Genomic DNA, 25,191 nt, shown 5'->3' with positions numbered 1-25,191 from the left:
ATTAAGGTCTCCCGGGACATACAGGTCCTCGGGCTGGGCGCTGTCGAGTTGCTCCCTGCGGCCGGTGAGCAGCAGCCGGGCGCCTTCGTTACGGAAGTGCGAACATACCGCCTGCCCGATTCCGCTGTTGGCGCCGGTGACCAGGGCCGTGGTCTTATCAAGTCTCATCTCAGTCACTCCATTGTGGGGTTGGTTCTCGGGGTTGAGGCCGGGGGACGGACTTCCCGTCCCCGCGCGGTCAGTTCTGTGCTGGTCAGTTCTGCCGGTCAGTTCAGAAATCCGCGGGCGTCGACCGGCCACCGTTCCAGCGTCGTGCCCGTGCTGTCGGTGACGATGTACTCCTCGAAATTGACCACCACCGGGCAGACGTGGTTCGGCACCACCGGAAGTACGGTCCCGATGCCGGGGCGGAAGTCTCCGCCGGGCAGGGGGAGGAATCCGTGGTATTCGTTGAGTTTGGACAGGACGGCCGTGGTGCCGGCGATGGCGCCGTAGCCGATCTCGGGGCTGCCTTCGCGGCCGAGGGCTTTGGTGCCGATATCGAGGATGACCTGATCGGGGACCCAGTCGCTGACCACCGTGCCGGCAACGAACAGCGCGATCTGATCCTCCGTGCAGGCGCCGAGCCGGGTGTTGTTCAGATCATTGAACACGTACTCGCCGGGCCGGATCTCGGTGATCACGCTGTTGGTGGCAAACTCCACGGTGGGTGTGGAGCCGGCGCTGACCACCTCCGGGGTGATCCCGGCTGCGGCGAGGCTGCGCACCGCCGTGGTGAGCGCGGCATCCTGGTCATCCGCGGCACGCTTGCGGGCGTCCGGACCGGCGCTGCCGTGCCCCGGGTAGGTGAAGACGCCCGCGGGCACCAGGCCCCGGTTGCGCGCAGCAAGGGCCAGCTCCCCTGCGGCCTCGGCAGGAGCGCCGGAACGGCGGGCGCCACAGTCGACCTCAATCACGACCTGCAGCCGGTCAGGTTCGTCCCCCATCGCGTCGGCGAGGGCATTGATCGCCGCGACGTTATCGACGCCGACCCGCAGCCGGATGGTTTCGGCCAGCTTGCGGATCCGCGGCCCTTTCGTTCCGGCGGCCCAGACCGGGTAGGCGATGAAGATGTCGTCGAACCCGGCCGCCGCGAAGACCTCGGCCTCACCCACGTTGCCTGCAGTGATTCCGACCGCCCCGGCCTTGACCTGGCGCCGGCCGATCTCCACGCACTTGTGCGTCTTGACGTGTGGCCTGACGTCGAGGTTGTTCCGGGCGGCGAACGCCTGCATGCGGTCGATGTTCTCCTGCATCACATCGGCCAGCACGATCGGCGCGGGGGTATCAATCCGCTCGATGAGAGCCTCGAGTGCTCGCTGAATGCGGTTCACGCTGTACTCCTCATGATTCTGTCTATGAATGATCGAGGGCAGCGGTGCCGGCTTCCTCGAATGCTGAACGTGCGGGACCCGCACCAGCGGGTCCCGCACAACACGCCGTCGTGCCCGTTCCTAAACGGCCGTGCAGACCATCTGGATCTCTACCGGAGTGTTCAGCGGCAGCCCGGCCACACCGATCGCGGTGCGGGCGTGCCGCCCGTTCTCACCCAACACCTCGATGAGCAATTCACTGGCCGCGTTCGCGACCTTTGACTGCAGACCGAAGTCCGGCCCACTGGCCACGAAGACCAGCATCTGCACGATCCGGACCCGGTCCAGATCCCCCACAGCCTGTACAGCGGCGGCGAGGCAGTTCAGCGCGCAATGGCGCGCGAGCTCCTGCGCCGTCTCCAGGTCCACGTCCCGGCCCACAACCCCGGTGCCCAGCAGAACGCCGTCCTTGAACGGCAGCTGGCCCGAGATATGGATACTGGAGTCCACCGCCCGGTGATCCACGTAGTACGCATTATCAGCGAGGACCGGCAGCTCCAGGCCAAGGGCCTCGAGACGATCCAAAGCCGAGGCACCCTTGACGGTTTGAGGTAGTGGCAGACTCATCTGTACCCAGGTCTCCCTTAGGAGGCAGCGGGACGCGGCAGGCCGAAGAGGACGGGGAGGTCGGCGATGTCGGTGATCCGCTCGTAGCCGAGCCAGTGCTCGTCGTGCTCGAAGCCGCGGTCCACGTACACCTTGTTCTTGATGCCCAGGATAGCCGCGGAGCGCAGGTCGTACATCGGGCTCGCGGAGACGTGCACGATCTCATCCGGTGTCACGCCAAGCTTGTCGAACATGTACTCAAACGCACCGAGCCGCGGCTTGTACATGCCCATCTCCTCGGCGCTGATGATGACCTCGAAGGGGGCCTTGAGGTTCGCTGCGAGGAGCGCAGCATCCGCGGTGTCGCTGTTCGTGATGATGACCAGCGGGATTTCCTCAGCCAGGCGGTTCAGTGCCTCGGTGACACCCGGGTACGGGCCCCAGGTGGGGACGATCTCGTAGACCGCCTGAGCGTCGGCCTCACGATACTCAAGGCCGAGCCTGCGCGAGGCGCGTTCCATGGAGTTGGCGATGATCTGGCGGAATGGCTTGTACTCGCCCATGCACTCGTCGATGCGGTACGCCTTGGTGGCCTGCAGGTACTCGTCAGCGATCTCGGCCGGCAGCCGATCGCCCAGGACCTTGCGGGTGGCGTCGGCGATAGCGAACTTGATCAGCGTTCCGTTCATGTCGAACGTCACGAACTTGGGCTTGGTTTCGAATTCGAATGCCATTGTTTCCTCCAGTTGTCGGTTTGATGTGGTTGTCGCTTGTCGATTGTCGACGACATGAATGGGAAGGGATTCCGTCGCCGTCAGGGGTCCGGACTGTCCCGATCTACCGCTTTTTGATTCTCTCTGAATCTAAATCAGTAGCAGTCAATTGTCAACAGTCTTATTGAGACCTGTTCCCAGGGGAGGCGGAGTGAAAACTGCACGTTGCTCCGGCTCTGGATCAGACTTCGAGAATGCTTGTCGATTGTCGACAATACTCTCGCCCCGTGCTGGATGTCAATGGCCAATTCCCGGGATGATGGCCAGCTGCGGCCACTTGGAACCTCGGGGCCGGTCCAACTGGGACCAACTCCCCCGCATGAAAGCGGCCTGGCTCTCGCTAGCCGCGCCGAACGCGGGCCCCTTTCGGCTCCCACCCCAGGGCCGGGGCCACGTGGGTGGTGATGGTCTCCAACATTTTCGTGTTGTACGCGACGCCCAGCTGGTTCGGGACGGTGAGCAGCAGGGTGTCCGCGGACTGCACGGCGGCGTCCGCTGCCAAGTCCGCGGCGATGGCGTCCGGCTCACCGACGTAGCTTTTTCCGAAGCGGGCCAGGACGCCGTCCAGCGCGCCCACCTGGTCCCGGACCTCGCGCAGTGCGCTGAGGCCGAAGTAGCGGCGGTCCTCCTCGTCGGCGAGGGGAAGGACGCTCCGGCTGACCGAAACACGCGGGTCGCGCCGGTGGCCGGCGGCTGCCCACGCGTCACGGAACATCGCGATCTGCTCGGCCTGCAGTTCGTCAAAAGGCACCCCGGTGTCCTCAGTCAGCAGCGTGGAGCTCATCAGGTTCATTCCGAGTTCAGCTGCCCAGACAGCGGTGGCGCGGGTTCCGGCGCCCCACCAGATCCGCTCGCCCAGTCCTTCGGACCTCGGCTGGATCGCCAGCAGACCGGTTGCACCACCGGCGTACCGCGGATCCGCTTCCACTACTCCTGCACCGTCCACGGCCCTCCGGAACTCCACTGCGTGACGGCGGGCCATGTCAGCGTCGGTCTCCCCCTCGCGCGGGACATAGCCGAACGCAGCGGCACCATTTCGCGCCGGCTCGGGTGATCCCCGGCTGATGCCAAGCTGCAACCGTCCGCCGCTGATGAGGTCGGTGGCCGCGGCCTCCTCCGCCATGTACAGCGGATTTTCGTACCTCATGTCCACCACGGCGGTGCCCAATTCGATCCGGCTGGTTCGAGCCGCGACGGCCGCGAGCAGCGGGAACGGCGACGCCTGCTGGCGCGCGAAGTGGTGCACGCGGAAGAATGCTCCATCAACGCCCAGTTCTTCGGCAGCGACCGCCAGGTCAATCCCCTGCAGCAGGGCGTCGCTTGCTGTTCGTGTGCGTGATCCCTGGGCGGGACCCCAGTGACCAAATGACAGGAAGCCGATACGTTTCATGCCTCCTCCAACGTTCCCACGGGCACGGCCATTCCTCCGGGAACAAGCCGGATAGGTTGGTATCACCGCTTGAGGACGTCCGTTCTCACGAGACCGAAGGGAATGCTGACATGGCTTACATCACCGTTGGACAGGAAAACAGCACCGACATCGAGCTCTACTATGAAGACCATGGGACCGGCCAGGCTGTTGTTCTGATCCACGGCTACCCGCTGGACGGATCCTCCTGGGAGAAGCAGACGGCCGCCCTGCTTGAGGCTGGATACCGGGTCATCACCTATGACCGCCGCGGGTTCGGGAAATCCAGCAAGCCCACCACCGGTTACGACTACGACACGTTCGCCGCGGACCTCAACACCCTCCTCAACAGCCTCGACCTCAGCGACGCCGTGCTGGTCGGCTTCTCTATGGGCACCGGCGAGGTTGCCCGCTACCTCTCAACCTTCGGCTCGGCGCGGGTAGCAAAGGCTGTCTTCCTTGGCTCCCTGGAGCCCTACCTCCTGCAGGCCGAGGACAACCCCACCGGAGTCCCGCAGTCAGTCTTCGACGGCCTGACCGAGGCGGTCACCGCGGACCGCTACGCCTTCTTCACGGAGTTCTTCAAGAACTTCTACAACACCGACACGTTCCTGGGAACGCCGCGCCTCAGTGAGGAGTCTGTCAGGGCAAGCTGGAATCTTGCCGCCGGCGCGGGCGCCTTCGCCTCGGCGGCCGCCCAGCCCACCTGGCTCACCGACTTCCGTGCGGACATCCCCAGAATCGATGTTCCCTCGCTGATCGTGCACGGCACTGCGGACAACATCCTGCCCATTGATGCCACCGGCCGGGAGTTCACCAAGGCGCTTCCGGAGGCCGAGTATCTGGAGATCGACGGCGCTCCGCATGGCTTGCTGTGGACGCACGCCACTGAGGTCAATGAGGCACTGCTCGGCTTCCTGAACAGATAGCGCACCCAACAGGAGGGCGACGGCGGGTCCCGCCGTCGCCCTATCTGCCCCAGACAACTTCTAATGGTTACAATTTTCGCCAAAAACAATCGCTCACCTTCACTTACGGGAGTAAACTTTGGAATTACCGGGTCCAAGGATTTGCCTTGAAAATGAATCCGGCTCCAGGCCCACCCGCTGATGCGGGTGGACGATCATAATGCGGCAGAAGTGGTTGATAGGTCTCCACGCGCCACGTGATCGGCTAGTGCTGCCCGACTTAGAAAACACGCGCATCGCTATGCAGGAGCAAAAAACTATGACCATCACTCCTCCAACCCGGCAGCGGCGGCCACTGGCAGCCCGGCTCGCGTTGGTTTCCACTGTTTCTCTGGGGCTGGTTGCCGGTCCTATTGCCCTCGCTGGCCCAGCCAGCGCCGCGGGATATCCCAAGAAAGACAACAGGTGTACCGTCGAGGCCAAGAAGCCGGACGTCCATGATAAAAAAGGGTCAAAGGACTACGGCAAGGCCGTCAAGGTCACCTTCAAGTTCAAGATCAGCTGCGACAAAGGCACCCGCGTCTACTTTGACCAGAAACTGTTCAAGGAAACGAAGAAGTGGGACGGCAAACAGATTCGGCCGCACAGCAAGGGCTGGGTATGGGTCCCGAAGAACAAAGAGATAAAGGTTGAGGTCGACAAGGTATTCCCGGAGAAGAACAAGAAGCAGATCACGGTTTACCACGTCGTCAAGATCGTCTACAAGGAGAAGGGCTCCTGGAAGTACGACTCCGATGAAAGCAAGCATGTAGACGTCAAGTTCCACGGCTACAAGTAGAACCGGGTTTCCGAGTAGGTCATCCCACCGATAAACAAGAACGACGGCGGCACTGCAGTGCCGCCGTCGTTCTCGTTTTGAGTCTGCGTTCTCAAGTCCTGCCGCTACAGCGACCCGGTTTTGAAGGTCCAGCTGTACGACGCCAGGCTGTTGCCGGCGAGGTCGCGGATGGCGGCGGGCCCTCCGGTGACCGTGACTGTGTAGCTGGTTTTGGCCGCCAGCGTGGCCGACGGGTTCAGGATCCACTGGTTGGTGCTTCCGTAGCGGGACACCGTCGCGGCCACCGTTGCGCCGGTGGCGGTGTTCCTGACGGAGATCGAGCCCGTGCCCGCACCCTGGACGGCTTCACTGAACGTCACCGCGATGTTGTTGGCCCGCCGGACCAAGGATGCCCCGGGCCGGGGGGTCACGCCCGTGATGACAGGAGCCGGGCCCGTGGTGAAGGTCCAGCTGGTACCTGTCAGCGGAGTACCTGCGGCGTCCCGGATTGATGCCGTCCCGCCGATGAGGGTGGCCGTGTATTTCGTGTCGTTCAGAAGGTTGGCTGCCGGATTCAGCGTCGCCGTACGGGTGGTTGCGCTGAACGTGACGGCCGCGGGGATGACCTGGCCGCTGGGGCTTTTCAGCAGGAAGCTGCTGCTGGTAACCCCTTGGACGGCCGTGCTGAAGGTGGCCGTAACATTGCTTCCCGCGGCAACGCCGGTGCTGCCGGCACCGGGAGTCCGTGACGTGACAGTGGGGGCCGCCGCTGTGGTGAAGGCCCAGCTCTCAGTGACCAGCGGTGTGCCCACTGCATCGCGGATGGCGGAGGCGCCGCCTGTCAGCGTCGCGGTGTACTTCTGCGACGCGGCCAGGACTGACGACGGACGCAGCGTGGCCGTCAGGAGGGTCGAGTCATAGGTGACGGTGGCAGGAACCACCACACCGGCCTGGTTTTTGAGAACAAAGGTGGAGCCGCTGACGCCCTGAACCGCCCTGCTGAAAGTGGCAGTCACGGGACTCGCAACGGTGGTTCCGGTGGCACCGGCCGCAGGCGTACGGCCCGAAACTGTGGGCGCTGCGAGCGCACCCGCGGACGGATCGAGGTACAGCAGTCGGTTCGGAGTGCCTGCACCGGCAGCCGCGATAACTGCGGGCGTTGCGCCGGTCAGGAGTCGGGTTGCCACGGCTGCCGGGCTCAGTTCCGGGGAGCGCGACAGAACGGCGGCCGCCGCACCGGCCACGTGCGGAGTGGCCATGGACGTCCCGTTCATGGAGGCAGTGGCGGTGGTCGACGCGATTCCGGCGGATTTGACGCCCACGCCCGGCGCATACAGGTCAACACACGCGCCAAAGTTGGAAAAAGTCGCCTGGCGGTCCGAGGCGTCACTCGCGGCCACCGTCAGTGCAGCGGGAACCCGTGCCGGCGAGCTGTTGCAGGAGTCGACGGCGGAGTTCCCCGCCGCAGCGGCCACCGTGACTCCATCATTGATGAGACCCAGCACCGCCGCGTCCACCATCGCACTGGCGGTGCTGCCAAGGCTCAGGTTCGCCACGGCCGGTGTTCCGGCCTGGTGGTGTGAAGCGACCCACTCGAGCCCAGCGATGACGTCGGAGTTGAACCCGGAGCCTGCGCAGTCCAGTACGCGCACTGGAATAACCGTGGCGGCCTTGGCAACGCCGTAGGTTTTGCCCGCGACCGTGCCTGCCACGTGCGTTCCATGGCCGTTGCAGTCCCCGGTCCCGCGGCCGTCAGCGACGGCCGTCCATCCCGCGGCGACCCGGCCTCCGAACTCCGTGTGGGAAGCCAGGACGCCCGAATCGACCACATAAGCATTCACGCCGGCGCCCGCAGCGGCAGAAGTGTAGGAACCGGAGAGGGGCAGGGCGCGCTGGTCGATGCGGTCCAGCCCCCACGGCGCCGCCTGCTGGGTTTCTGCGGCCTTTATGGGGGCGTCGATTTCGACCGCCGCCACCTGCGCGGAGCGCTTGAGTTCCACGGCCTGGGCCGGCGTGGCCGTCACAACCGCGCCGCGCAGCGCCTGCGAGAACGTGCGGCGGACCGCGATGTTCCGCGAGCGCAGGTTCCGGGCCTCCCGTGCCACATCTGTCCCGGCCTCGTAACGCACCAGGTAGCGGACGGTGCCGGATTGATCAGCGGCGTCGGAGTTCGAGCTGGAACCCGCCTGCGGTGCGGCGGCGGTTCCGGCGGACGTCCCCATGGCGCTCATAGCGAGAGCAGTCAGGAGCAGAGTGGCCAGGGCAGGGCGGGCAGAAAGCGAAGTACGAATTTTGGGCTTCCTTGGAGGAGTGGGTCCGGTGGGAGAGAACCAAAAAGGCTGGTAGTTCCAGTGTATTTTCGCGCTTCGTGATGACGGCCGAACGTGTATCAAAGCTTCGGCGATCCTCGGAATCCTGGGATCAAACGGGGGAAAATCAGGGTGAATCCTGCGCTTTGGCCGCGACAGGCTGTCCGCGCCGCGGCGTGCTCCTGCCGGCTGGAGCCGGTGGTTGCGTTTGAAGGTGGCGTAGATGGCCAGGGTCACGGCGGCTCCGTCGTTGAATCGGCCGCCTGCAAACGAAAGAATGCTGACCTCGAAAACAGCAGCACGGACTGCACGGCCCCCCAACAGGCCGAGCAGTCCGTTTCCGGCCCACCCCCAACAGATACAGCCGGTTGCTACAAAACCGACTCTAGGCACTGCACGGTGGGAAAACCTTGGGGCCGGCGCCCCCCACTCTTTGGAGCGTTGTGGACGTACGGGCGCGCGTTGGATCGCGCCTTAAAGGCTGGTGTTCACATACAGGCTGGTGTTCACATACGCGCGTGCTGTCCGCGGCTCGCCGGCCGGCCGAACGATGCCGCACCCAGGAATTCCACGGCGACGAAAGGCTCGGAACCCACCACCCGTTCGTCATGGCCCGGCGGAATCGCGTAGGTGTCGTTGGCACGGATGGTGGTTTTGAGACCGTCCGGCGTGGCGATCTCCAATGTTCCCGAGATGCAGAACCCGAGGTGGTTGTGCTCGCAAAATTCGGTCTGTTCTGTTGGCTTGGAGCTCACCGACCATTGCCAGCCGGGGGCAAGGATCAGCCGGGCGACGGAGTAGTCGTTCACGCTCACGAGATCCACCTCCGCCTTGTCCGGATACCTCTTCTTATCCGGAACGTCGAAGGATTTTACGGAGAAAGCCGTAACGAAATTAGCTGTCATGGGACGCTGCCTGGGGACTAGGGTGAGACCTTAAATTGTGGGAGCTCCGGAACGGAGACAAGCTGAGGGGACCGTGGATGCCGCGCCATTGTTGCAACAGCCCACAGTGTGCGATTCCCCCCTCAGCGCACGTGCGTTCAACAGATCCATGTTGAAGTAGTACAACCGTAGTCCTCACGGATACGAAGTCAATGGGCAAAAGAGCCCTCCATCGGCGGCTACCGGCCGTAGATCTTGACGAAGTTCCGCAGGATCTTCATGGGCTCCGTCGCGGTGAACGTCCTTGCCGCGGCCATCAGTTCCTCGGCGGACTCCGGCGGAAAGTACCCGGCGTGGCGGTAGATGTCGATCCTGGTGACAAGGCCTTCGGCGTCCAGCTCCGGGTGGAACTGGGTGGCGAAGAGATTCTGCTTGATCCGGAACATGTGCACCGGGCAGGCCGCCGAGCTCGCCAGCAGCACGGCGTGCGGGGGCAGCACGGTGCACGCTTCCTTGTGGCCTGTGAACGCCGTAAACTCCGCCGGCATGCCGGCGAGCAGAGGATCCTGCAGGCCTTCGGGACTCAGACTGATGGTCACACCGCCCAGCTGCTCCCCGTAGGTCCGGTCGATTACCGCACCCTGGTGACGGCCAAGCGTGCCGACGCCGTAGCAGGCGCCAAGAAACGGGAAGTCCGCCGCCACGATCCGGTCCAGCAGCGCGGACAGTTCGCGCTCCACCCGGTGCTGGGCATCAGACTTCTTTTCGGCAGGATCACTCGACGTGAACGGGCTGCCGCCGACGATGACTCCGGAATAGTCATCGAGCGCAATGTCCGGAAGCGGCCCCCGCTCCATCCTGATCCTTCGCAGCTGGCTGGCATCCAGGCCCCCGTAGCGCAGGTACGCCTCGTACTCGTCCTCGGCCGCGGGGTCTTCGGCGCGGGATGCGAGCAGCAGAAACGGTTTCATGGCTCTACTTCAGCAGCGCGACGCCAGCTTCACAACAGTTGCCCCGGCCAGAGCGATGTGCACAGTCCTTGACAGCCCGCGGCCGGCATGGGCTAGATGAACACAAAGGTGATGTTCGCGGCACGGAACGGCAGCAGAAGGAGCGCCAGTCATGAGTGAGAACCTGGAAGGAATGCAGCGGATCCACAGCGAGGCTCCTGCCGAAGGGGATGAAACCGCCGATCCCACCGACATCCGCATGCACTCACAGGACCCGGCAGAGGGCGCGGATTCAGCGGACTAGCCACCACACAGAAGGCGTCGGTACTTCCTGAAGATTTCTGATGGGCTGACAGCCCGCCGTTGCGGATCTAACATGGCCCGTAACCCACCGTTAATTTGCGGGGACGAGAATTTAGTCTCAGGGTCCAATTGACTGGCCTTGCTACTGGGGGGCAGCCACTCGACGAGGAGTCACGAGGCATGAACAGTCACGAAAACGACACATCTGAAACCCTCCGCGAAGCGGTGCGCGGCGATGAACGGCCCGATCTGAGAAGCGTTCATGTCCGCGAGGACGTGGCGCGGTCAGGCCGTTGTGGGAACGTCCATCTTGCCACTGGACGCATCTGCATCCTGCCTGAACGGCATCAGGGTTCCTGCAATTTCGTCGGTCCGGAAGATGCCGGAGGCCTCACGCACTGACGCCTAAAGGACGTCATTCCGCGCGCCTGCGTTTTCAGCATCCCCATGCGGAACGGCGGAGGGGCAGTCCTCCCGCGCAGCAGCCGCCGCGCGGGAGGGCTGCTCCGTAACGTGCCGGACTCGGCCCTTCGGCGCGCCCTAGGACGCGGGTTCACCTGCCAGGTCAGCCGCCGCCGAGAGCGTCCAGCGCTCTCCGTCCGGCTCATGGCTGATCACCATCGCCGGGCCGATGGCGCCGGCCGCATCTATTGCCGTCAGCAGCGCATCCTGCATTTGCTGGGCGTGGTCGAGCCGTTGCGCCAAGGTACCCGGGAGGTCGCTGTTGTCGATCAGCACGTGGCCCTTTCCATCGACCACTACCTTCAACGAATAGCCCGATTCCTCGTGGACGGACCCACGGGCGGACGCGATTTCGGTAATTTGGTCTGCCCGGACCAAACTGTGGCTGATCGTGCGAAGCCACACGCCACCCATTGGAACTCCTTTGCTCGCGCTTGCGGAAGGAATTGTCCCCCAGTGAAACCGTAGCCCGTGAAAGCCCGGTTGTAAGCCCCCAATCACCGATTAACCAGAGGGCGCCGGCTTACCGGGCGGGGCGTACGCTCGGACTGTGGACATTGTCGAATTCCTGTCCGCGCGCATCACCGAGGATGAGGCCGCGGCCCGGAAGCTTCTCAGTGACAGGGCCCTTTCGAAATCGGGGCAATGGTACGAGCAGCGCCTGCTGATGGAGTGCGCGGCGAAGCGCAGGATCATCAGCATCGTCGAGGCCGCCCGGCAGACAGCGCTCTCCACGCTGCTCAGCAACCCCTACGGGGAGGGTACGCAATGGATTCCCGAGGCGCTGGAATGGACCACTCTGTCCCTGAACGCCCTGGCGCTGCCCTATGCGGAACATCCTGACTTCGAGCCGGACTGGCTGGCCACGGGCCAGGCCTAGGAGGAACCTGTCCAGAGACGCCGCCACCACGGCCGCTTGGGTGGTTCCGGCCCCGGCGGTGCCGCTGGGGCGGCAGCATGCCTCCGCTCCTGCCAGCGCCGGACTTCGACGTCCGGGTCACGGGTTTTGGTGATAACCGGCGGGCCGCCCTGAAGCTGGCGCCGTGCATCAATGACGCGGGCGTTGAAGTCTTTAACGGTGTCGCGCACCTGTTTCTCCGAGAACTGGGAATCCAGCCGTGCGTCCAGCTCCGCGTCTTCGGTTCTGAGGAGAATTGCCTTGGGGCCAATCCCCGTGAGGTGCTCGCGCTGGATCAGGCCCTTGACCCACCAGTCCGGATCGTAGCCCTCGCCCAGGCCCGGAATCGGTTTGCCGGCGTACTTCAGATTGTCGAACTTGCCCTGGGCCATGGCGTCCCGAATAAGGTATTCAACCCTGGCAGCATCGGAGACCTTCTTGCGTTTTTGCCGTTCCTCCTCCTCGGCGGCATTCAGCTCGGCCTCTTCCTCGGCGGTGATTCCGGCACCGCGAACGGCACGCAGCTCAGCCAGCCGTTCCATCCTTCGAGTGAAGTCGCCGGCTCCGCCGTCGCCCATAGTTATCCACCGCCTTCGGCCCGGAGTTTTTGCCCTGGCTTCCAGTATTCCGACGTGCCCCGCGCCGTTCAACGGCATTTGGGGCAGACGACACGCCGCCGGCGGTGTCCGACTCCCTACATGGGATCAGGCCAGTTTCCGATTGCCTCCCGGACCAGCGGGGCCCCCGTCACGTCGCGGGCCATCTGCCTGCTTTTGCCGGATGGACCGCTGGCGGGGTGCGCCGATGGTGCGGGCGGAACGGCATTGTTTTCGGCGTCGGCATCGTCAAGGGTGGCTGGAACCTCGGCCCTCGGATTTTTCATGGTCGGATCGATCCCTCCGGCAGTGTCGGTAGCGGTCTCCCAGCCCGGCGCCTGCAGACCCATCATCGTGTTCCTGCAGTCGCTCGACCACCTCATGCCTACACAGTAGGGTTGCCGCCCAACCCCGTAACCCGTAGCCGGTACGTGATTATTCAGGCGGGCGGCTACCTGCTCACGTAGGTCCGTGGACCCGCGGAGGCAAAGCCCGTTCGGCGGGATGCCGCCGGGCGACGGACGACGGCGGGGCCGCCGCCGTCGTCCTCTTGCCTCAGATTCGCCGGAACCCCACGGAACTTCGATAATCCTGCGGCGTCCCTGCGGATCCCCTGAGCAGCCGGCGTTAGAGTGGCTCAGCGCACTGGGCGCCAACCACATTCCATTGGGGGAACCATGCTTGATAACCGGCAGTTCCGGCTGCGCCCTGACGCCGGCAGGCATTAGAACAGACGCAGCGTCCAGACTCTGCCCCATACGAAGTCCCCGGGCAAAACGTGTATGGCTCGCCGGTCCCCCACCCTGGAGGAATCGGCACAGGAGGAATCGGCACAGGAGGGATTGGCGCAGGAGTGATCCGCCCCTGGCGCCGGTATCTTGCCATCGTTTCAGCCGCGACAGGCCTGCGGTTCGTGTACGACGGCACCACCACCGAGGCCCCCAGTCCGGAACGCGAGCCGTACCAGCCGGACCTGTACGGCAAACGGTGGGCTCCCGTGCTGATCGCCTGGTCCACTCCGCAGGAGAGCCCGAATCTGGCCGGTGATGTGGACGGGCTCGGTGGCAGTGCATATGCCTACGCTCCCGATCGCCCCTATGTGCTGGTCGCCGGCCAGGTGGAGCTCGATGCGCCTGAATTCGCCGAGATGCTGCGGTGGCCGGATGGTTCCGAGTACGCACGCGCCGTCATCATGCACGAACTGGCCCACGTTGTGGGGCTCGACCACGTGGATGACCCGACCCAGTTGATGAATCCGGAGGGTACGGGCGTCACGCAATTCGCGGACGGCGACCGGGAAGGCCTGGCCCTGCTGGGCTGCGGGCCGTGCGTTCCCGAGCTGTGACGGGGGCCGGCGGGTCAGCCCCTACATGTGCTCTGTCCGGGCTTCCTCGTCCGGCACGTCTGGTTCTTCGCTGCGGTCCAGGACCTGCCACACAATTACCGATGCCGTCACCGCGGCGGCCAGAATACCGAGAACCAGCCACGCAGTCCTCGCAGCCCGTCCGCCGGATCGGAGCTGCTGCTCCGCACGGTTCAAAGCCTCCCGAGCCTGAACCCTCTTAGCAGCCCTGTTCAATCTACTCATCTCCGCCTTCCCGGACTCCGTTTGTTAGGTGCCCAAGCCTACTGGGCACCGGAAAATACCCAAATAATAACCGGAGCGGGAGTGCTGAGCCGCAGACTACGTAACGATGCTTGTACTCTTCGGGTTCAAGACAGTGCTGCGTGCCATGCCTGGACGGTCAGGACGTGCCAGGGGCCGGGGCAGTTTAGGGGGCTGCGGGGCAACGGTGAGCGCTCCGGCTTTCACCCTTGTCCGCCGCTCCCGGCGGTGCTATAAAAACTTGTATCAGCGGGCATGCATCGGATCAATGGTGATCACAGGAGGTGTGTGATGTTGATGATCAGGGGCCACGCAAAGCTTCACACGATTGTTTCCAGGCGAAGGAGAATCACCGACAACAGATCCACGCCTTAACAGACCGGGACGGGATGCCGGAACACGCTAACGCTGCCTCCAGGGGCGGTTAGCTTCCGCTACGCCACAGCGCCTTGTAGCGCATTTTGCAGCAGCAGCGCGCGGCCCCTCCCGCAAAGTGGTCCCCGGCCGTGCAAACGGTCGGGGACCGCGCTACCCAGGGCAGCAGAGGGAGTCTGCGGCACTATGAGCCACGACCGTGGCTGTTGATGGGATTCCAGATGGATCAGGCGTCGATTGTTGGTTTTGCCCTTACTTACATCTTTACGATGGCTGGCGTATTCATCATGTTCCTGCCGGCCATTTTCGTCTTCGCAATCCTGCTGGTGCTGGTCGGAATACTGCGTCTCGTCGGCTTCCTTTTCACGGTGGCAGCGATACGGCCACTGAAAAGGCTGGGGCGGCACATCAGGAAATCCCTGCAGGAATTCTGGGCGAGGTCTCACGGGCCCACTCGACTATTGCCGCACTGACTCCCGCGTCAGACTTGCGCGGAGTTGTGCCACCAGCCTTCCCAGGCAGCGGAGGTCAGTTGACCTTGCGGGAAATCAGCGGCGGAATCGGCTCCGCTAAATTGGGAATTGCCGTCATTCTGCCGGGAACTGAAAGACTGCCCCAAGGTATTCCAAAGCATGGCTTTTTCCTTTCGATGCGTCCAGCGACTCACATTTATGAATGTGTGAATTAGCGTAGCGGGGCCATGTTTCATGGCCGCGACTGAACGTTTCGGTTTTGTATCCAGATGCTCACCCCAACCGCAAGAGCACGACGGCGGGAACCTCCCGCCGTCGTACGCTTTCGCATGTCTTGACTAGCGGACTCAAGCGAGCCTCCGCGAGCGCCGGTGGATGAAATACTCAGCCACCGCAAGGTTGATAACCCAGGCCGACCCCAAAAGCCCCGCCCTCGTCAGTTCGTCAGGTGGGCCGACCAGAAGAATCCAGGGGATGGACACCAGCGCCTGGGTTCCAGCGGCGATTCCGATGGCGTACCCGCGGGCCATCCATGCACTGTGCCGGATAAAGTCCCGGCGCAGCACGGCCAGCATCCCCAGAACGATACTCACCGCCATGGCCGAACCGAAGACCAGCCGGAGGATGAGGAGAACGGGCCCGTCGCCTTCCGGAAGATCGTAGAAGACCGCCATCCACAGCCCTGAGAGCGCGACGAGCAGGCCGGCCGGCACCAGGATCCGGCCGGCGACGCGGTGCCAGCTGAACGTGCCGTGCCTCCCCCGGCGAAGCGCTGGAACGAACTGGAACGCCCCGAGCAGGCTGTACACGATGGCCGCAGGGATGTGGATCAGCACAGGCAGCGGCGAGTCGAAGAACCTGGCATTGTCCGGGGTGATCTCGGCGCCGCCCGTCAACTGGGCAAGGCGCAGGGTCCCGAAGAACACCGGGATGAGGCTCACAACGATGAGCCCGGCGGGAACGGGCCACTGGGGCCGGGAGCGCCGGACGGGAATGGCGGGGGTGGCAGTTACCGCTGGCATGGTGAGTCCTTCGCCTTGCGGGTGTACGGCGTACACCTCAGATGCTTCGAAGGTAGGTGTACGCTGTACACTTGTCAAGGGGAGATGACCACCGGGAAGGCTGACCATGACTCAGCAACGTGAGGTGATGCAGCGGGCGCCCTTGAACAGGGGCCGTGTCCTCACTGCGGCGGTGGCGCTTGCGGATGGCGCCGGAATCGAGTCGCTAAGCATGAGGCGGCTCGCCCAGGAGCTCGGCGTCGTGCCGATGGCGCTCTACAAGCACGTCGCGAACAAGGAAGAGCTTCTCGACGGGATGGTCGAAGCCATCATCGGCGAGATTGATCCTCCAGCCGGCGGGGCGGACTGGAAGAACGCCGTCCGGCTGCGGGTGCTTTCGGCGAGGCGTGCGCTCCTGCGGCACCCCTGGGCCCGTCCGGTGCTCGAATCCCGCACCAACAAGACCCCTGCGGTCCTTGGGTATATGGACTCGTTCGTCGGAATGTTCCTGGCCGGTGGCTTCTCGGCCGATCTGACCCACCATGTCATGCACGCCCTCGGCAGCCGAATGTGGGGATTCACGCAGGAACTCTTCGACCACCCTGGCGGCCGGACCGTTGAAGCCGATGTACCGGTGGGCGCGCGTGCCGCCATGTTCCGGCAGATGGCCGAGCGGTATCCGAACATAGCGGCAATCGCCACGACTGCGGCACACGACAAGGGCTCGGTGGTCGGGACGGGTTGTGACGACCAGTTCGAGTTCGAGTTCGCCCTCGACCTCCTCCTTGAGGGTTTCGAGCGGCTGAACAGGCAGGGCTGGACCTCGAGACGCGCCTAGGCCCCCGCAGGATCAGGCGAGGGAGAGCACGAACGAGAGCACAAAGCCGGCGGCAGTGCTGAGGGCCACGGCAGGCCCGCCATGCTCGTAGGCCTCGGGCATCAGGGTGTTGGCGAGCGAGGCAATGACAGCTCCTGCAGCGAAGGCCAGCGGCAGCGAAATGGTCTCCGGATCGGTGCCGGAGAGGGGTCCCGCGCCCAGGACCACTGCAGACACAAGCAACACAGCGCAGACGGTCCAGAGTCCCATGATGGCTCCGCCGGACCGGCCCTGGCTACGCATGGACGATGCGCCCACCAGCGCCTCCGGCAAATTGGAGACAAAGATTGCTGCAAGCAGCGCCAGCCCGCCGGTCCCCTCCCCCAGCGATACGCCCAGGGCGATGTTCTCTGGAACTCCATCCAGCGTTACGGCGGCCAGCAGCGCCATGCCGGCTGCGCCACGCGTGGACACAGCGCTCGGCGCCTTCTCGGCGGCGGCTGCATTGGTGTCCAGCTTGGCGCTTCCCCGGAACTCATCGGCAGGTATGGCCTGGGTCCCCGGCTGCGCCCAGCGGTCAAGCAAAGCGCTCAGGGCGGTGAACACGACGGCACCCACAAGAAGCCCCAGTGCGGCCCGCACAATCCCGCCCCGCTGGTACGCGTCCTCGAAGAGTTCGAAACTCAGCGCGGTGATCAGCGCCCCCGCGGCGAAGGAGAGGAGGATCGCGAGGAGCCGCTTCGGCAGCTCAAAACGGACACCAATCAGAGCGCCCACGATCAGGGCGCTCGAAGCCACCACGCCGAAAAGCAGCGACATCCCCACACGGACAGCTTAGGAGCGGCCATCACAGAGGGGAAGAGGTGGCAAACCGTCCGTTTGTCGGTCACCTGACGATGGGCGCCTCGCATGGCGCAATGGGTCCAGTTCGAGAATATTCCTGACGCAGTAGATTGGCTCACCTACTAGTGAGTGTTACCGTTTAGTCATGAGTGATGACCCAAAATGGCCCAGTGACTGGACCCGGGCCGCCCTGGCACCATGCATTCTGCAGCTGGTGAAAAATCAGAACGAGGCCTACGGCTACCAGATTGTGCAGGAACTGGCCGCCTGCGGACTGCCAGGCATCGGTGGCGGGACAGTGTATCCGGTGCTCAACAGGCTCGAGGCCGAGGGACGCGTCCGTTCCGAATGGCGCGAAGGGGACGGGGGCCCTGGCCGCAAGTTCTACAGCATCACCCCCGAAGGCGAAGCCTGGCTGAGCGATACTGCCGGATCCTGGCACGACTTCACGACGAGGGTCGCGGCGATACTGACCACGGGAGGAAACCCAGCATGACGACTCTGGAGTATTTGAAAAGCCTGGCCTTGGAACTGCGCCAGCGCAGACTCAGTGAGGAACAAGTCACTGATGTGCTCCGGGAACTCCAGAGCCACTTGCAGGAAACGGGGGAAGGTCCGGTGGAGACCTTCGGCAGCCCCAAGGAGTACGCTTCCCAGTTCCCCAAGGGAAGTACCGTTTCCCCTGGGTCCAGGATGGCCAACCTGGCTGCAGCGGTGCTGCTGGTCCTGCTCGGCGTGAAGGTCACATTCGGTCTCATTCTGGGAATCCCCTTCGGCCTCCCCAATACACTCATCTACCTTGTTGTGACCGCGCTCCTCACGGCCGTTCTGATTGGCTGGAGTCATATGCTGCAACGGAAGCTTCCCGGGCAGCTGGAGCAGGACATCAGCCGGCGAGCGTAGTCGGCTCTTCCCGCTCGCCGCGTCAGCCCGGGGGCTGAGGCGGCGAGCCAGGTGCCGCCGTCGGCTTCAAAAATGCCTGGACCAGAGCATCCCTGACAGCGCGAACGCTGTCCCTTTCGAGCGCCGAGGACCTGGCTATGGCGACGATGCTGCGGTGCGAGTCGCCAGGCAGCCGCGCGGTAGGGCTGCTGCTCGGACGAAGCCCCATCATCAGGGGCGTGGCGAGTGTGATGCCCACACCGGATTCGGCAAGTGCGATCGACACTGCGGTATCGGTGACAGTGTGTTGAACATTCGGCTCGATTCCTGCCGTGGCACAGGCGAACCGGCACGCCCTGCCGAAATTGGAATCGACAGGCGGGAGGACCCAGTCAGCGACGTTGGCAAATTCGATCAGGGCTGCGCCGTCACCGCGCAGTTCCCTGGCCTCGGGCGGAAGGACCATGAGGAACGGCTCGCGGTGCAGGAGCTCGGTCACAACTCCACGCAAGGGAGGCTGCGGCGCATCGGCATAGTTCAGGCCGAGAGCAATATCAATACGGCCATTGAGGACTGCCTGCGGCATGTCCTCAACGTCCACCTCGACGGCCTGAATGGCAACGTTCCCGGCCGTGCTGCGCAGATAGCTGATGGCCGGGTGCATCGCCGATACCGCCGCAGACCCGAAGACCCCGACAGATACAAGCGCGCGCTGGTGGGACTGCGGTCCGCTTAGCGCCGCAGCCGCGTTGCGCTCCTCCTCGAGCAGGACGCGGGCGTGATGGAGGAGTGTCACGCCGGCGTCGGTCAGGGTCACCCTGCGCCCATCCCGGGCGAAAATGCGGCGCGGAAGGCCAGCCTGCAGTGCTGCCATCTGCTGCGACACAGCCCCGGCGGTGAAGCCCAACGCTTCCGCGGCAGCCGTCATGGTGCCCAGCTCCGCCACCACTTTGAACGTCTTGAGCTGTTCGAAGGTCCACTTCATATAGCAAATCTATACGAATCGTTCACAAAGAATCGATAGACCTAAACGACCTCGTGCCCTGAAGCTTGATCCAAGAGAACAATGTTGGAGGGATCACAATGCGTACAAAACACGTGGACAATGTCGTTCCGCTGGTTAAGTCGCCCGACCGGTCGTTGCCTGCCGAAGGTGCGGTTGTCATTCTGGGCGGGGGGATCATGGGGGCCAGCATTGCCTACCATCTGGCTGAAGCGGGCGTGCGGAACGTCGTCTTGGTCGAGCGGAATGTCCTCGGGTCTGGGTCATCTGCCAAGCCATTGGGCGGCGTCCGTGCCACGTTTTCAGATCCGGGCAATATCAGGCTCGGCCAGCGCAGCCTGGAGGCCTTTGAACGGTTCGGTGAGAAATTCAGGACGGACATCGGGCTCCGGCAGGTCGGATATCTTTTCCTGTGCCGCAACGAGGCGGAGCTGCAACAGGTCGAAGACAGCACGCATATCCAAAACCGCCTCGGCGGTTCCAGTCGGATGGTTGCCCCGGACGAGGCCCACGGGATCAACCCCTTCCTCGATCCGCGCGCACTCGTGGCGGCTTCCTACTCCCCCCGTGACGGCTTCGCCCAACCCTCCAAGGTCGTTAAGGCCTATGCCGAAGCCGCGCAGCAGCTCGGTGTAACGATCTGCCAGGACACTGAGGTCCTGGATATCGACGCCGCCGGCGGTGAAGTCCGGGCTGTTCACACGAACCGGGGTTCGATCCGGACCTCTACCGTCGTTTGCGCGGCAGGCGCCTGGTCCACAAGGCTGGGGGCGATGGCCGGGGTGCATTTGCCGATCGAGCCTGTCCGGCGTCAGATCGGCATGACCCCGCAGGGCAGCAGGCCGCTTCCCACGGTTCCGTTCACTCTGGACCTGTCGACGACGCTGTATTTCCACAACTATCTGAACGGGATGCTGCTGGGTATATCCAACCAGGACCAGGGGCCGGGTTTTTGCCGGGAATTCGACTACCAGTGGCTGCCGGCGTTCAACCGGGCCGCGGAAGTTGTTGCGCCCTCGCTGGCGCACCAGGATCTCGACGTCGGGTGGGCGGGACTGTATGAAAACACCCCGGACCACAACGCGATGATCGGATCTTCGGACACCGTGTCCGGTTTCATGTACGCCACCGGGTTCTCAGGCCACGGCTTCCTGCAGGGACCGGCTGTGGGAGAACTCGTCAGGGACATGTATCTGGGGAGGGAGTCCTTCATGGATCCGGAACAGTTCAGCGCCGCACGGTTCGTCGGCGAACTCTCCCAGGTCAAAGAAGTCCACATCATCTGATGATCAGCGCCCAACAGGGCGCCATCGCCGAAGACACAGCACCAGAAAGGACAACTCCATGCCAACAACAACGAAGCTGCAACTGTGGGAACTGAGGGCCGAATTCGCCCTGCGCCTGGCCACGCTCTACGGGAACGAAGTGCCGGCCTACAACACCCTTGTGGACGTCTCCCGGGAGGTCAACGAAGACTTCATCCGCAAGAACGGCGAGGACGCCGAGCGCCTGGGAAGCATCCAGCGCGTCACTGCCGAACGCCATGGCGCCATCCGCGTCGGATCCGCCCGGGAACTCGCCCAGGTAGCGCGGGTCTTTGCCGCCTTCGGCATGTATCCGGTCGGCTTCTATGACCTGCGTGACGCCTCGAAGAGTTCCGTCCCTGTCGTGTCCACGGCATTTCGCCCTGTCGATTCCGATGAGCTGGCCAGGAACCCGTTCCGGGTCTTCACCTCGATGCTGGCCCACGACGACCGCCGGTTCTTTGATGGGGAAACCGAGAAGCAGCTCGAGTCCTTCATCGGGAGCCGCACCCTGTTCAGCGAGGAGCTGCTCGCCCTTGCGGACAAGGCAAGCGCGGAACAGGAACTGTCGCAGGAGGAAGCCGCACGCCTTCTGGATCATGCGACGGCCGCCTTTGAACTCTCCCAGGAACCTGTTGACCATGACTGGTACTTCAAGCTTGAAAAGATTTCCGCGGTCGCCGCCGACATCGGAGGCGTCCCGTCAACACACATCAACCACCTGACCCCGCGCGTACTGGACATAGACGACCTGTACGCCCGGATGGAAGCCCGCGGCATCGCGATGATCGATGAGATCCAAGGACCGCCGAACTGGGAAGGTCCGGACGTGCTGCTGCGCCAGACGTCCTTCCGCGCCCTTGCCGAGGAGCGCAGGTTCCGCCACGCAGACAGCGCAGTGCGGCCGGGATCCCTCCGGGTCCGCTTCGGCGAAGTGGAACAGCGCGGCATTGCGCTGACCGAACACGGCCGGGACATCTATGACCGGATGGTCGCCGAAGTCGACAGCAGGCTCGCCGCAGCCCCGGCGGGGACTACCCGGGTAGAGATAGCCGGGCAGGTCTGGCGACAGAACCTTCCGGACACGGAGCAGGAACTTGCCCTGCAGGGCCTGGGGTACTTCACCTACCGTGTGGCCGATCCGGGTCAACCCCCCGGGAAGGAATCCGTTTCCCTGCGTGAGCTCGTGGAGGCCGGCGTCCTGTTCCCCGAGCCCATCGTCTACGAAGACTTCCTGCCCCGCTCGGCCGCCGGGATCTTCCAGTCGAACCTCACCGACGACGGCTCCCGCGACGACGAACAGCTCGGCACCCCGTACGACATCGACCGGCTCTCGGAGGTGCTGGGGACCAGGATCTTTGACCCCAACGAGCTGTACACGGCGCAGCAGACCGCCTCCATCGAGGCAGCCGGGCGGCGGCTCGGCATCACCATCACAGACCTCCCCTCCTAATACCAACCGCATATCCACCGCCAAACTTCGAAGGAAGGCAATCATGACCACCGTTACCTCCACCATCCCGGCAACCGCCGAAATCACCGAAGAGGTCCGCAACAGCCTCCAGGCCATCGGCGTGGACCCGGCGTCGCTGGACGGCACCCGCGAAACCCGCACCCCCATCACGGGAGAAGTCATCCTCCACACCAAGGTCCACACCGGAGAAGAAATCGAAGCGGCCATCTCCCAGGCCGCCGAAGCCTTCAAGACCTGGCGCAACGTCCCGGCGCCGGTGCGCGGAGCGCTCGTCAAGCGCTGGGGCCAGCTGCTGACCGAGCACAAAGAAGACGTCGCCACGCTGATCACCGCTGAGGTCGGCAAGATCCGCTCAGAAGCTCTGGGCGAAGTCCAGGAAATGATCGACATCGCAGACCTCGCCGTCGGCCAGTCCCGTCAGCTGTACGGCAAGACCATGCCCTCCGAGCGTCCGGGACACCGTCTGGCCGAAACCTGGCACCCGCTTGGCGTCGTCGGCATCATCTCCGCCTTCAACTTCCCGGTCGCCGTCTACGCGTGGAACACTGCACTGGCTCTCGTTGCCGGGGACACCGTGGTGTGGAAGCCGGCAGACGCCACCCGCCTCTCGGCCCTCGCCGTGGACACCCTCCTTGCCCGGGCGGTCAAGGACGTCGGGGCACCCGAGGGCATCCATCACCTGCTCCTGACGGACCGTGTCGGCGGGCAGAAGCTGGTCGAGGACCCGCGCATCGCCCTGGTCTCAGCCACCGGGTCGGTACGCATGGGCCAGGAAATCGCTCCCGTGATCGCCAAGCGCTTCGGCCGCATCCTGCTGGAACTCGGCGGCAACAACGGCGCCATTGTCGCCCCGTCCGCAGACCTGGATCTGGCCCTGCGCGGCATTGTGTTCGCCGCCGCGGGCACTGCCGGCCAGCGCTGCACCTCACTGCGCCGGCTCATCGTGCACTCGTCAATCGCCGACACGCTCGTCAGCCGGATCGTCGAGGCCTACCGCACGCTGAACATCGGCAGCCCCACGCAGGAAGAAACCCTCGTCGGCCCGCTGATCAACGCCGGCAGCTTCCAGGCGCAGCAGGATGCCCTGATCCAGGCAGTGGCCCAAGGCGGCGAGGTCATCTACGGCGGCAACCGCGTCCTGGCCGGGGACCAGCCCGAGGCCTACTACGTCGAACCGGCCGTGGTGCGCATGCCTGCGCAGACCGCCGTCGTGCATGACGAGACGTTCGCCCCCATCCTGTACGTCATGACGTACGAGACCCTGGAGGAGGCCATCGAGATCCACAACAGCGTCCCGCAGGGCCTGTCCTCGGCGATCTTCACGCAGGACCAGACCGAAGCCGAGCAGTTCCTCTCGGCCAGCGGGTCTGACTGCGGCATCGCCAACGTCAACATCGGCACCTCCGGCGCCGAGATCGGCGGGGCCTTCGGCGGCGAAAAGGAAACCGGCGGGGGACGCGAGTCCGGCTCCGATTCCTGGAAGGTCTACATGCGCCAGGCCACCAACACCATCAACTTCTCGGGGGAACTGCCGCTCGCCCAGGGCGTGAAGTTCCTCTAGGGATTCCCCGCAGGCGCAACGGCGGAAGGAACGGCCATGAACGCAACGGAACAGCAGCTGCCTTCCCGGCAGGAACAGATCCGTGACCTGTCGGACTGCGCCCGCGACTGCTACTACTGCACAGGCCCGGAGACCGACTGAGACCAAAGATGCGGTGGCCGCCCCCGGGCGGCCACCGCATCTTTTTTGCACCGGATTAAGGGCAGAACCCCACCAGACAAAGGAAGACCACCGTGATTACACCCATGGACCTGACGGAAGGACTCAAAGGCAGGATTCTGACCGATCCGGCCGAGCTGGTCCACTACAGTTCCGACGCCTCCCGTGCAGTACCCGAGGGGCTGCCGCTGGCTGTCCTCGCAGCACGCACCACGCAGGAGGTGGCAGCCGGCGTCCGCTGGGCGGCAAGGCACAATATCCGTGTGTCCGTCCGCGGCGCCGGCACCGGCCTCGCCGGCGGCGCCGTCGCCTACCCGGGCGGCCTGGTTATTTCCCTCGCCGAGATGGACACCATCCTCAGCATCGATCCCGGAAACAGGCTCGCGGAGGTCCAGGCCGGCGTCATTACGGCCGACGTCGACGCTGCCGCGGCCGAATACGGGCTCATGTACGCCCCCGACCCCGCCAGCTACCGCCAATCAACCATCGGCGGAAACATCGCCACCAACGCCGGCGGACTCCGCTGCGTGAAGTACGGCGTGACCACGGACAGCGTGGCCGGACTGGAAGTGGTGCTGGCCGACGGCGAGATCATTCGGACCGGGTCAAAGACCCGCAAGAACGTGGTGGGTTACGACCTCACCAGCCTCTTCGTCGGGTCGGAAGGAACCCTGGGCATCGTCACCTCAGCGACCGTCAGGCTCAAGCCGCGCCCGGCCGGCAAGGCCGTCACCTTCCGCGCGATCTTCCCGACGGCCGCGGCCGCCGGGCGGGCCGTCACCGGGATCATGAACAGCTCAGTGGTCCCCGACGTCCTGGAGCTGATGGACCGGGCCAGCGTGGAGATCGTCGAACAGTTCCATCCGACTGGGCTCTCGACCGACGGGGCAGCCATTCTCGTGGGGCAGTTCATCTCGCCCAGTTCCGAAAAGGATGCCGCGGTGGCTGCACGGATCTGCAAGGACGCAGGAGCCAGCAGCGTGGAGCAGGCCGAAGGTGACGTGCTCCTTGAAGCGCGCCGCGTGTCCGGCAAGGCGCTTGACGCCAGGGGCCTGCGTGCCTCCTGCGACGTCGCCGTGCCCATCGCCCGGCTGGCTGAGATGTTCGAAGCGCTGGAGAGGATCAGCGCGGATGAGAACGTGGCCATCCCCACGTTTGCCCACGCCGGCGACGGAAACCTCCATCCTTCCGTTGTCATAGCTGACGAGTCTGTCGAGGCGTACACGGAAGCGGAACGGATCCTGGACCTCATCACCGACCGGGCACTGGGTCTGGGCGGCACCATCAGCGGTGAGCACGGCGTCGGGTCGCTCAAATACGGCTCCCTGGCGAAGCAGCTCGATCGCGCCACGCGCGCGGCGCACCTCCGGATCAAGAACGCGTTCGACCCGCAGGGGATCCTCACCCCGGGCCGCGGCGTCTAAGGC

Annotated in this window: 27 protein-coding genes; 13 read left to right on the top strand and 14 right to left on the bottom strand. The window is 64.4% G+C overall.

Going from position 1 to position 25,191, the window contains the following annotated elements; translation table 11 throughout:
• Positions 1 to 266 precede the first annotated feature (266 nt).
• The 4 genes from AC6CH3_RS19565 to AC6CH3_RS19550 form a co-directional block, all read right to left on the bottom strand.
• Positions 267 to 1,373 (bottom strand): alanine racemase, encoded by a 1,107-nt coding sequence (locus tag AC6CH3_RS19565; RefSeq protein WP_498134002.1) that lies wholly within the window; start codon positions 1,371 to 1,373, stop codon positions 267 to 269.
• 120 nt (positions 1,374 to 1,493) lie between these two features.
• Entirely contained in the window at positions 1,494 to 1,979 is a 486-nt protein-coding gene (locus tag AC6CH3_RS19560; protein ID WP_498134001.1) for a RidA family protein, read from the bottom strand.
• 17 nt (positions 1,980 to 1,996) lie between these two features.
• Positions 1,997 to 2,692, bottom strand: a complete 696-nt coding sequence (locus AC6CH3_RS19555; RefSeq protein WP_498134000.1) for a haloacid dehalogenase type II — start codon at positions 2,690 to 2,692, stop codon at positions 1,997 to 1,999.
• 379 nt (positions 2,693 to 3,071) lie between these two features.
• Positions 3,072 to 4,121, bottom strand: coding sequence for an LLM class flavin-dependent oxidoreductase (locus AC6CH3_RS19550; RefSeq protein WP_498133999.1), 1,050 nt, complete (start codon positions 4,119 to 4,121; stop codon positions 3,072 to 3,074).
• Between the two features lie 110 nt (positions 4,122 to 4,231).
• On the opposite strand from AC6CH3_RS19550, the gene AC6CH3_RS19545 reads away from it, so the two are divergent.
• Together AC6CH3_RS19545 and AC6CH3_RS19540 are read left to right on the top strand one after the other, a co-directional pair.
• Positions 4,232 to 5,068 carry an alpha/beta fold hydrolase gene (locus tag AC6CH3_RS19545; RefSeq protein ID WP_498133998.1) on the top strand — a complete coding sequence of 279 codons (837 nt, stop codon included), beginning with the start codon at positions 4,232 to 4,234 and terminating at the stop codon, positions 5,066 to 5,068.
• A gap of 298 nt (positions 5,069 to 5,366) precedes the next feature.
• Entirely contained in the window at positions 5,367 to 5,885 is a 519-nt protein-coding gene (locus AC6CH3_RS19540; protein WP_498133997.1) for a hypothetical protein, read from the top strand.
• Between the two features lie 104 nt (positions 5,886 to 5,989).
• Here AC6CH3_RS19540 and AC6CH3_RS19535 read toward each other — a convergent pair whose 3' ends face one another.
• The 3 genes from AC6CH3_RS19535 to AC6CH3_RS19525 form a co-directional block, all read right to left on the bottom strand.
• Complete coding sequence (locus tag AC6CH3_RS19535) at positions 5,990 to 8,095, bottom strand: Ig-like domain-containing protein (RefSeq protein ID WP_498133996.1); 2,106 nt, start codon at positions 8,093 to 8,095, stop codon at positions 5,990 to 5,992.
• Positions 8,096 to 8,679: 584 nt separating this feature from the next.
• Positions 8,680 to 9,078, bottom strand: coding sequence for a cupin domain-containing protein (locus tag AC6CH3_RS19530; RefSeq protein WP_498133995.1), 399 nt, complete (start codon positions 9,076 to 9,078; stop codon positions 8,680 to 8,682).
• Between the two features lie 218 nt (positions 9,079 to 9,296).
• On the bottom strand, positions 9,297 to 10,028 hold the full coding sequence (locus AC6CH3_RS19525) for a glutamine amidotransferase (protein ID WP_498133994.1): 732 nt from the start codon (positions 10,026 to 10,028) through the stop codon (positions 9,297 to 9,299).
• Between the two features lie 151 nt (positions 10,029 to 10,179).
• On the opposite strand from AC6CH3_RS19525, the gene AC6CH3_RS19520 reads away from it, so the two are divergent.
• The gene (locus AC6CH3_RS19520) at positions 10,180 to 10,311 is read left to right on the top strand and encodes a hypothetical protein (RefSeq protein WP_498133993.1); all 132 of its coding nucleotides are present in this window, start codon (positions 10,180 to 10,182) and stop codon (positions 10,309 to 10,311) included.
• Positions 10,312 to 10,850: 539 nt separating this feature from the next.
• On the opposite strand, the gene AC6CH3_RS19515 is transcribed toward AC6CH3_RS19520, so the two are convergent.
• Positions 10,851 to 11,186, bottom strand: a complete 336-nt coding sequence (locus tag AC6CH3_RS19515) for a hypothetical protein (protein WP_494036510.1) — start codon at positions 11,184 to 11,186, stop codon at positions 10,851 to 10,853.
• Between the two features lie 136 nt (positions 11,187 to 11,322).
• Here AC6CH3_RS19515 and AC6CH3_RS19510 point away from each other — a divergent pair, with 136 nt between their 5' ends.
• The gene (locus AC6CH3_RS19510) at positions 11,323 to 11,652 is read left to right on the top strand and encodes a DUF6221 family protein (RefSeq protein ID WP_498133992.1); all 330 of its coding nucleotides are present in this window, start codon (positions 11,323 to 11,325) and stop codon (positions 11,650 to 11,652) included.
• Here the strand turns inward: AC6CH3_RS19510 and AC6CH3_RS19505 are convergent.
• Together AC6CH3_RS19505 and AC6CH3_RS19500 are read right to left on the bottom strand one after the other, a co-directional pair.
• Complete coding sequence (locus AC6CH3_RS19505) at positions 11,649 to 12,248, bottom strand: DnaJ family domain-containing protein (RefSeq protein WP_498133991.1); 600 nt, start codon at positions 12,246 to 12,248, stop codon at positions 11,649 to 11,651. The two genes, AC6CH3_RS19510 and AC6CH3_RS19505, sit on opposite strands and share 4 nt — an antisense overlap.
• Positions 12,249 to 12,364: 116 nt before the next feature.
• Positions 12,365 to 12,649 carry a hypothetical protein gene (locus AC6CH3_RS19500; protein ID WP_498133990.1) on the bottom strand — a complete coding sequence of 95 codons (285 nt, stop codon included), beginning with the start codon at positions 12,647 to 12,649 and terminating at the stop codon, positions 12,365 to 12,367.
• A gap of 470 nt (positions 12,650 to 13,119) precedes the next feature.
• On the opposite strand from AC6CH3_RS19500, the gene AC6CH3_RS19495 reads away from it, so the two are divergent.
• Positions 13,120 to 13,611 carry a matrixin family metalloprotease gene (locus tag AC6CH3_RS19495; protein ID WP_498133989.1) on the top strand — a complete coding sequence of 164 codons (492 nt, stop codon included), beginning with the start codon at positions 13,120 to 13,122 and terminating at the stop codon, positions 13,609 to 13,611.
• 21 nt (positions 13,612 to 13,632) lie between these two features.
• Here the strand turns inward: AC6CH3_RS19495 and AC6CH3_RS19490 are convergent, their stop codons facing one another.
• On the bottom strand, positions 13,633 to 13,854 hold the full coding sequence (locus AC6CH3_RS19490; protein WP_498133988.1) for a hypothetical protein: 222 nt from the start codon (positions 13,852 to 13,854) through the stop codon (positions 13,633 to 13,635).
• A gap of 614 nt (positions 13,855 to 14,468) precedes the next feature.
• On the opposite strand from AC6CH3_RS19490, the gene AC6CH3_RS19485 reads away from it, so the two are divergent.
• Positions 14,469 to 14,720 carry a hypothetical protein gene (locus tag AC6CH3_RS19485; protein WP_498133987.1) on the top strand — a complete coding sequence of 84 codons (252 nt, stop codon included), beginning with the start codon at positions 14,469 to 14,471 and terminating at the stop codon, positions 14,718 to 14,720.
• Between the two features lie 347 nt (positions 14,721 to 15,067).
• Here AC6CH3_RS19485 and AC6CH3_RS19480 read toward each other — a convergent pair whose 3' ends face one another.
• The gene (locus AC6CH3_RS19480; protein ID WP_498133986.1) at positions 15,068 to 15,742 is read right to left on the bottom strand and encodes a DUF2306 domain-containing protein; all 675 of its coding nucleotides are present in this window, start codon (positions 15,740 to 15,742) and stop codon (positions 15,068 to 15,070) included.
• Between the two features lie 106 nt (positions 15,743 to 15,848).
• On the opposite strand from AC6CH3_RS19480, the gene AC6CH3_RS19475 reads away from it, so the two are divergent.
• A complete protein-coding gene (locus AC6CH3_RS19475) occupies positions 15,849 to 16,559 on the top strand; it encodes a TetR/AcrR family transcriptional regulator C-terminal domain-containing protein (RefSeq protein WP_498133985.1) in 711 nt (236 codons plus the stop codon).
• Between the two features lie 12 nt (positions 16,560 to 16,571).
• On the opposite strand, the gene AC6CH3_RS19470 is transcribed toward AC6CH3_RS19475, so the two are convergent.
• Positions 16,572 to 17,363 carry a ZIP family metal transporter gene (locus tag AC6CH3_RS19470; RefSeq protein ID WP_498133984.1) on the bottom strand — a complete coding sequence of 264 codons (792 nt, stop codon included), beginning with the start codon at positions 17,361 to 17,363 and terminating at the stop codon, positions 16,572 to 16,574.
• Between the two features lie 163 nt (positions 17,364 to 17,526).
• Between AC6CH3_RS19470 and AC6CH3_RS19465 the strand changes: the two genes are divergently transcribed.
• Complete coding sequence (locus AC6CH3_RS19465; RefSeq protein WP_498133983.1) at positions 17,527 to 17,877, top strand: PadR family transcriptional regulator; 351 nt, start codon at positions 17,527 to 17,529, stop codon at positions 17,875 to 17,877.
• A complete protein-coding gene (locus AC6CH3_RS19460; RefSeq protein ID WP_498133982.1) occupies positions 17,874 to 18,284 on the top strand; it encodes an HAAS signaling domain-containing protein in 411 nt (136 codons plus the stop codon). Before AC6CH3_RS19465 ends, AC6CH3_RS19460 begins: the two co-directional genes overlap by 4 nt.
• Positions 18,285 to 18,306: 22 nt before the next feature.
• On the opposite strand, the gene AC6CH3_RS19455 is transcribed toward AC6CH3_RS19460, so the two are convergent.
• Positions 18,307 to 19,248 carry a LysR family transcriptional regulator gene (locus AC6CH3_RS19455; RefSeq protein WP_498133981.1) on the bottom strand — a complete coding sequence of 314 codons (942 nt, stop codon included), beginning with the start codon at positions 19,246 to 19,248 and terminating at the stop codon, positions 18,307 to 18,309.
• Positions 19,249 to 19,346: 98 nt separating this feature from the next.
• Between AC6CH3_RS19455 and AC6CH3_RS19450 the strand changes: the two genes are divergently transcribed.
• The 4 genes from AC6CH3_RS19450 to AC6CH3_RS19435 all read left to right on the top strand — a co-directional run bounded on the left by AC6CH3_RS19450 (position 19,347) and on the right by AC6CH3_RS19435 (position 25,188).
• On the top strand, positions 19,347 to 20,552 hold the full coding sequence (locus tag AC6CH3_RS19450; RefSeq protein ID WP_498133980.1) for an NAD(P)/FAD-dependent oxidoreductase: 1,206 nt from the start codon (positions 19,347 to 19,349) through the stop codon (positions 20,550 to 20,552).
• Positions 20,553 to 20,610: 58 nt separating this feature from the next.
• Positions 20,611 to 22,023 carry a 2-oxoadipate dioxygenase/decarboxylase gene (hglS, locus tag AC6CH3_RS19445; protein ID WP_498133979.1) on the top strand — a complete coding sequence of 471 codons (1,413 nt, stop codon included), beginning with the start codon at positions 20,611 to 20,613 and terminating at the stop codon, positions 22,021 to 22,023.
• Positions 22,024 to 22,066: 43 nt separating this feature from the next.
• Positions 22,067 to 23,605 carry an L-piperidine-6-carboxylate dehydrogenase gene (gene amaB, locus AC6CH3_RS19440; RefSeq protein WP_498133978.1) on the top strand — a complete coding sequence of 513 codons (1,539 nt, stop codon included), beginning with the start codon at positions 22,067 to 22,069 and terminating at the stop codon, positions 23,603 to 23,605.
• A gap of 233 nt (positions 23,606 to 23,838) precedes the next feature.
• A complete protein-coding gene (locus tag AC6CH3_RS19435) occupies positions 23,839 to 25,188 on the top strand; it encodes an FAD-binding oxidoreductase (protein ID WP_498133977.1) in 1,350 nt (449 codons plus the stop codon).
• Positions 25,189 to 25,191 lie beyond the last annotated feature (3 nt).

This window comes from Arthrobacter sp. GQ119 (assembly GCF_059759125.1).
This window is presented reverse-complemented; position numbering and strand designations above follow the sequence as displayed.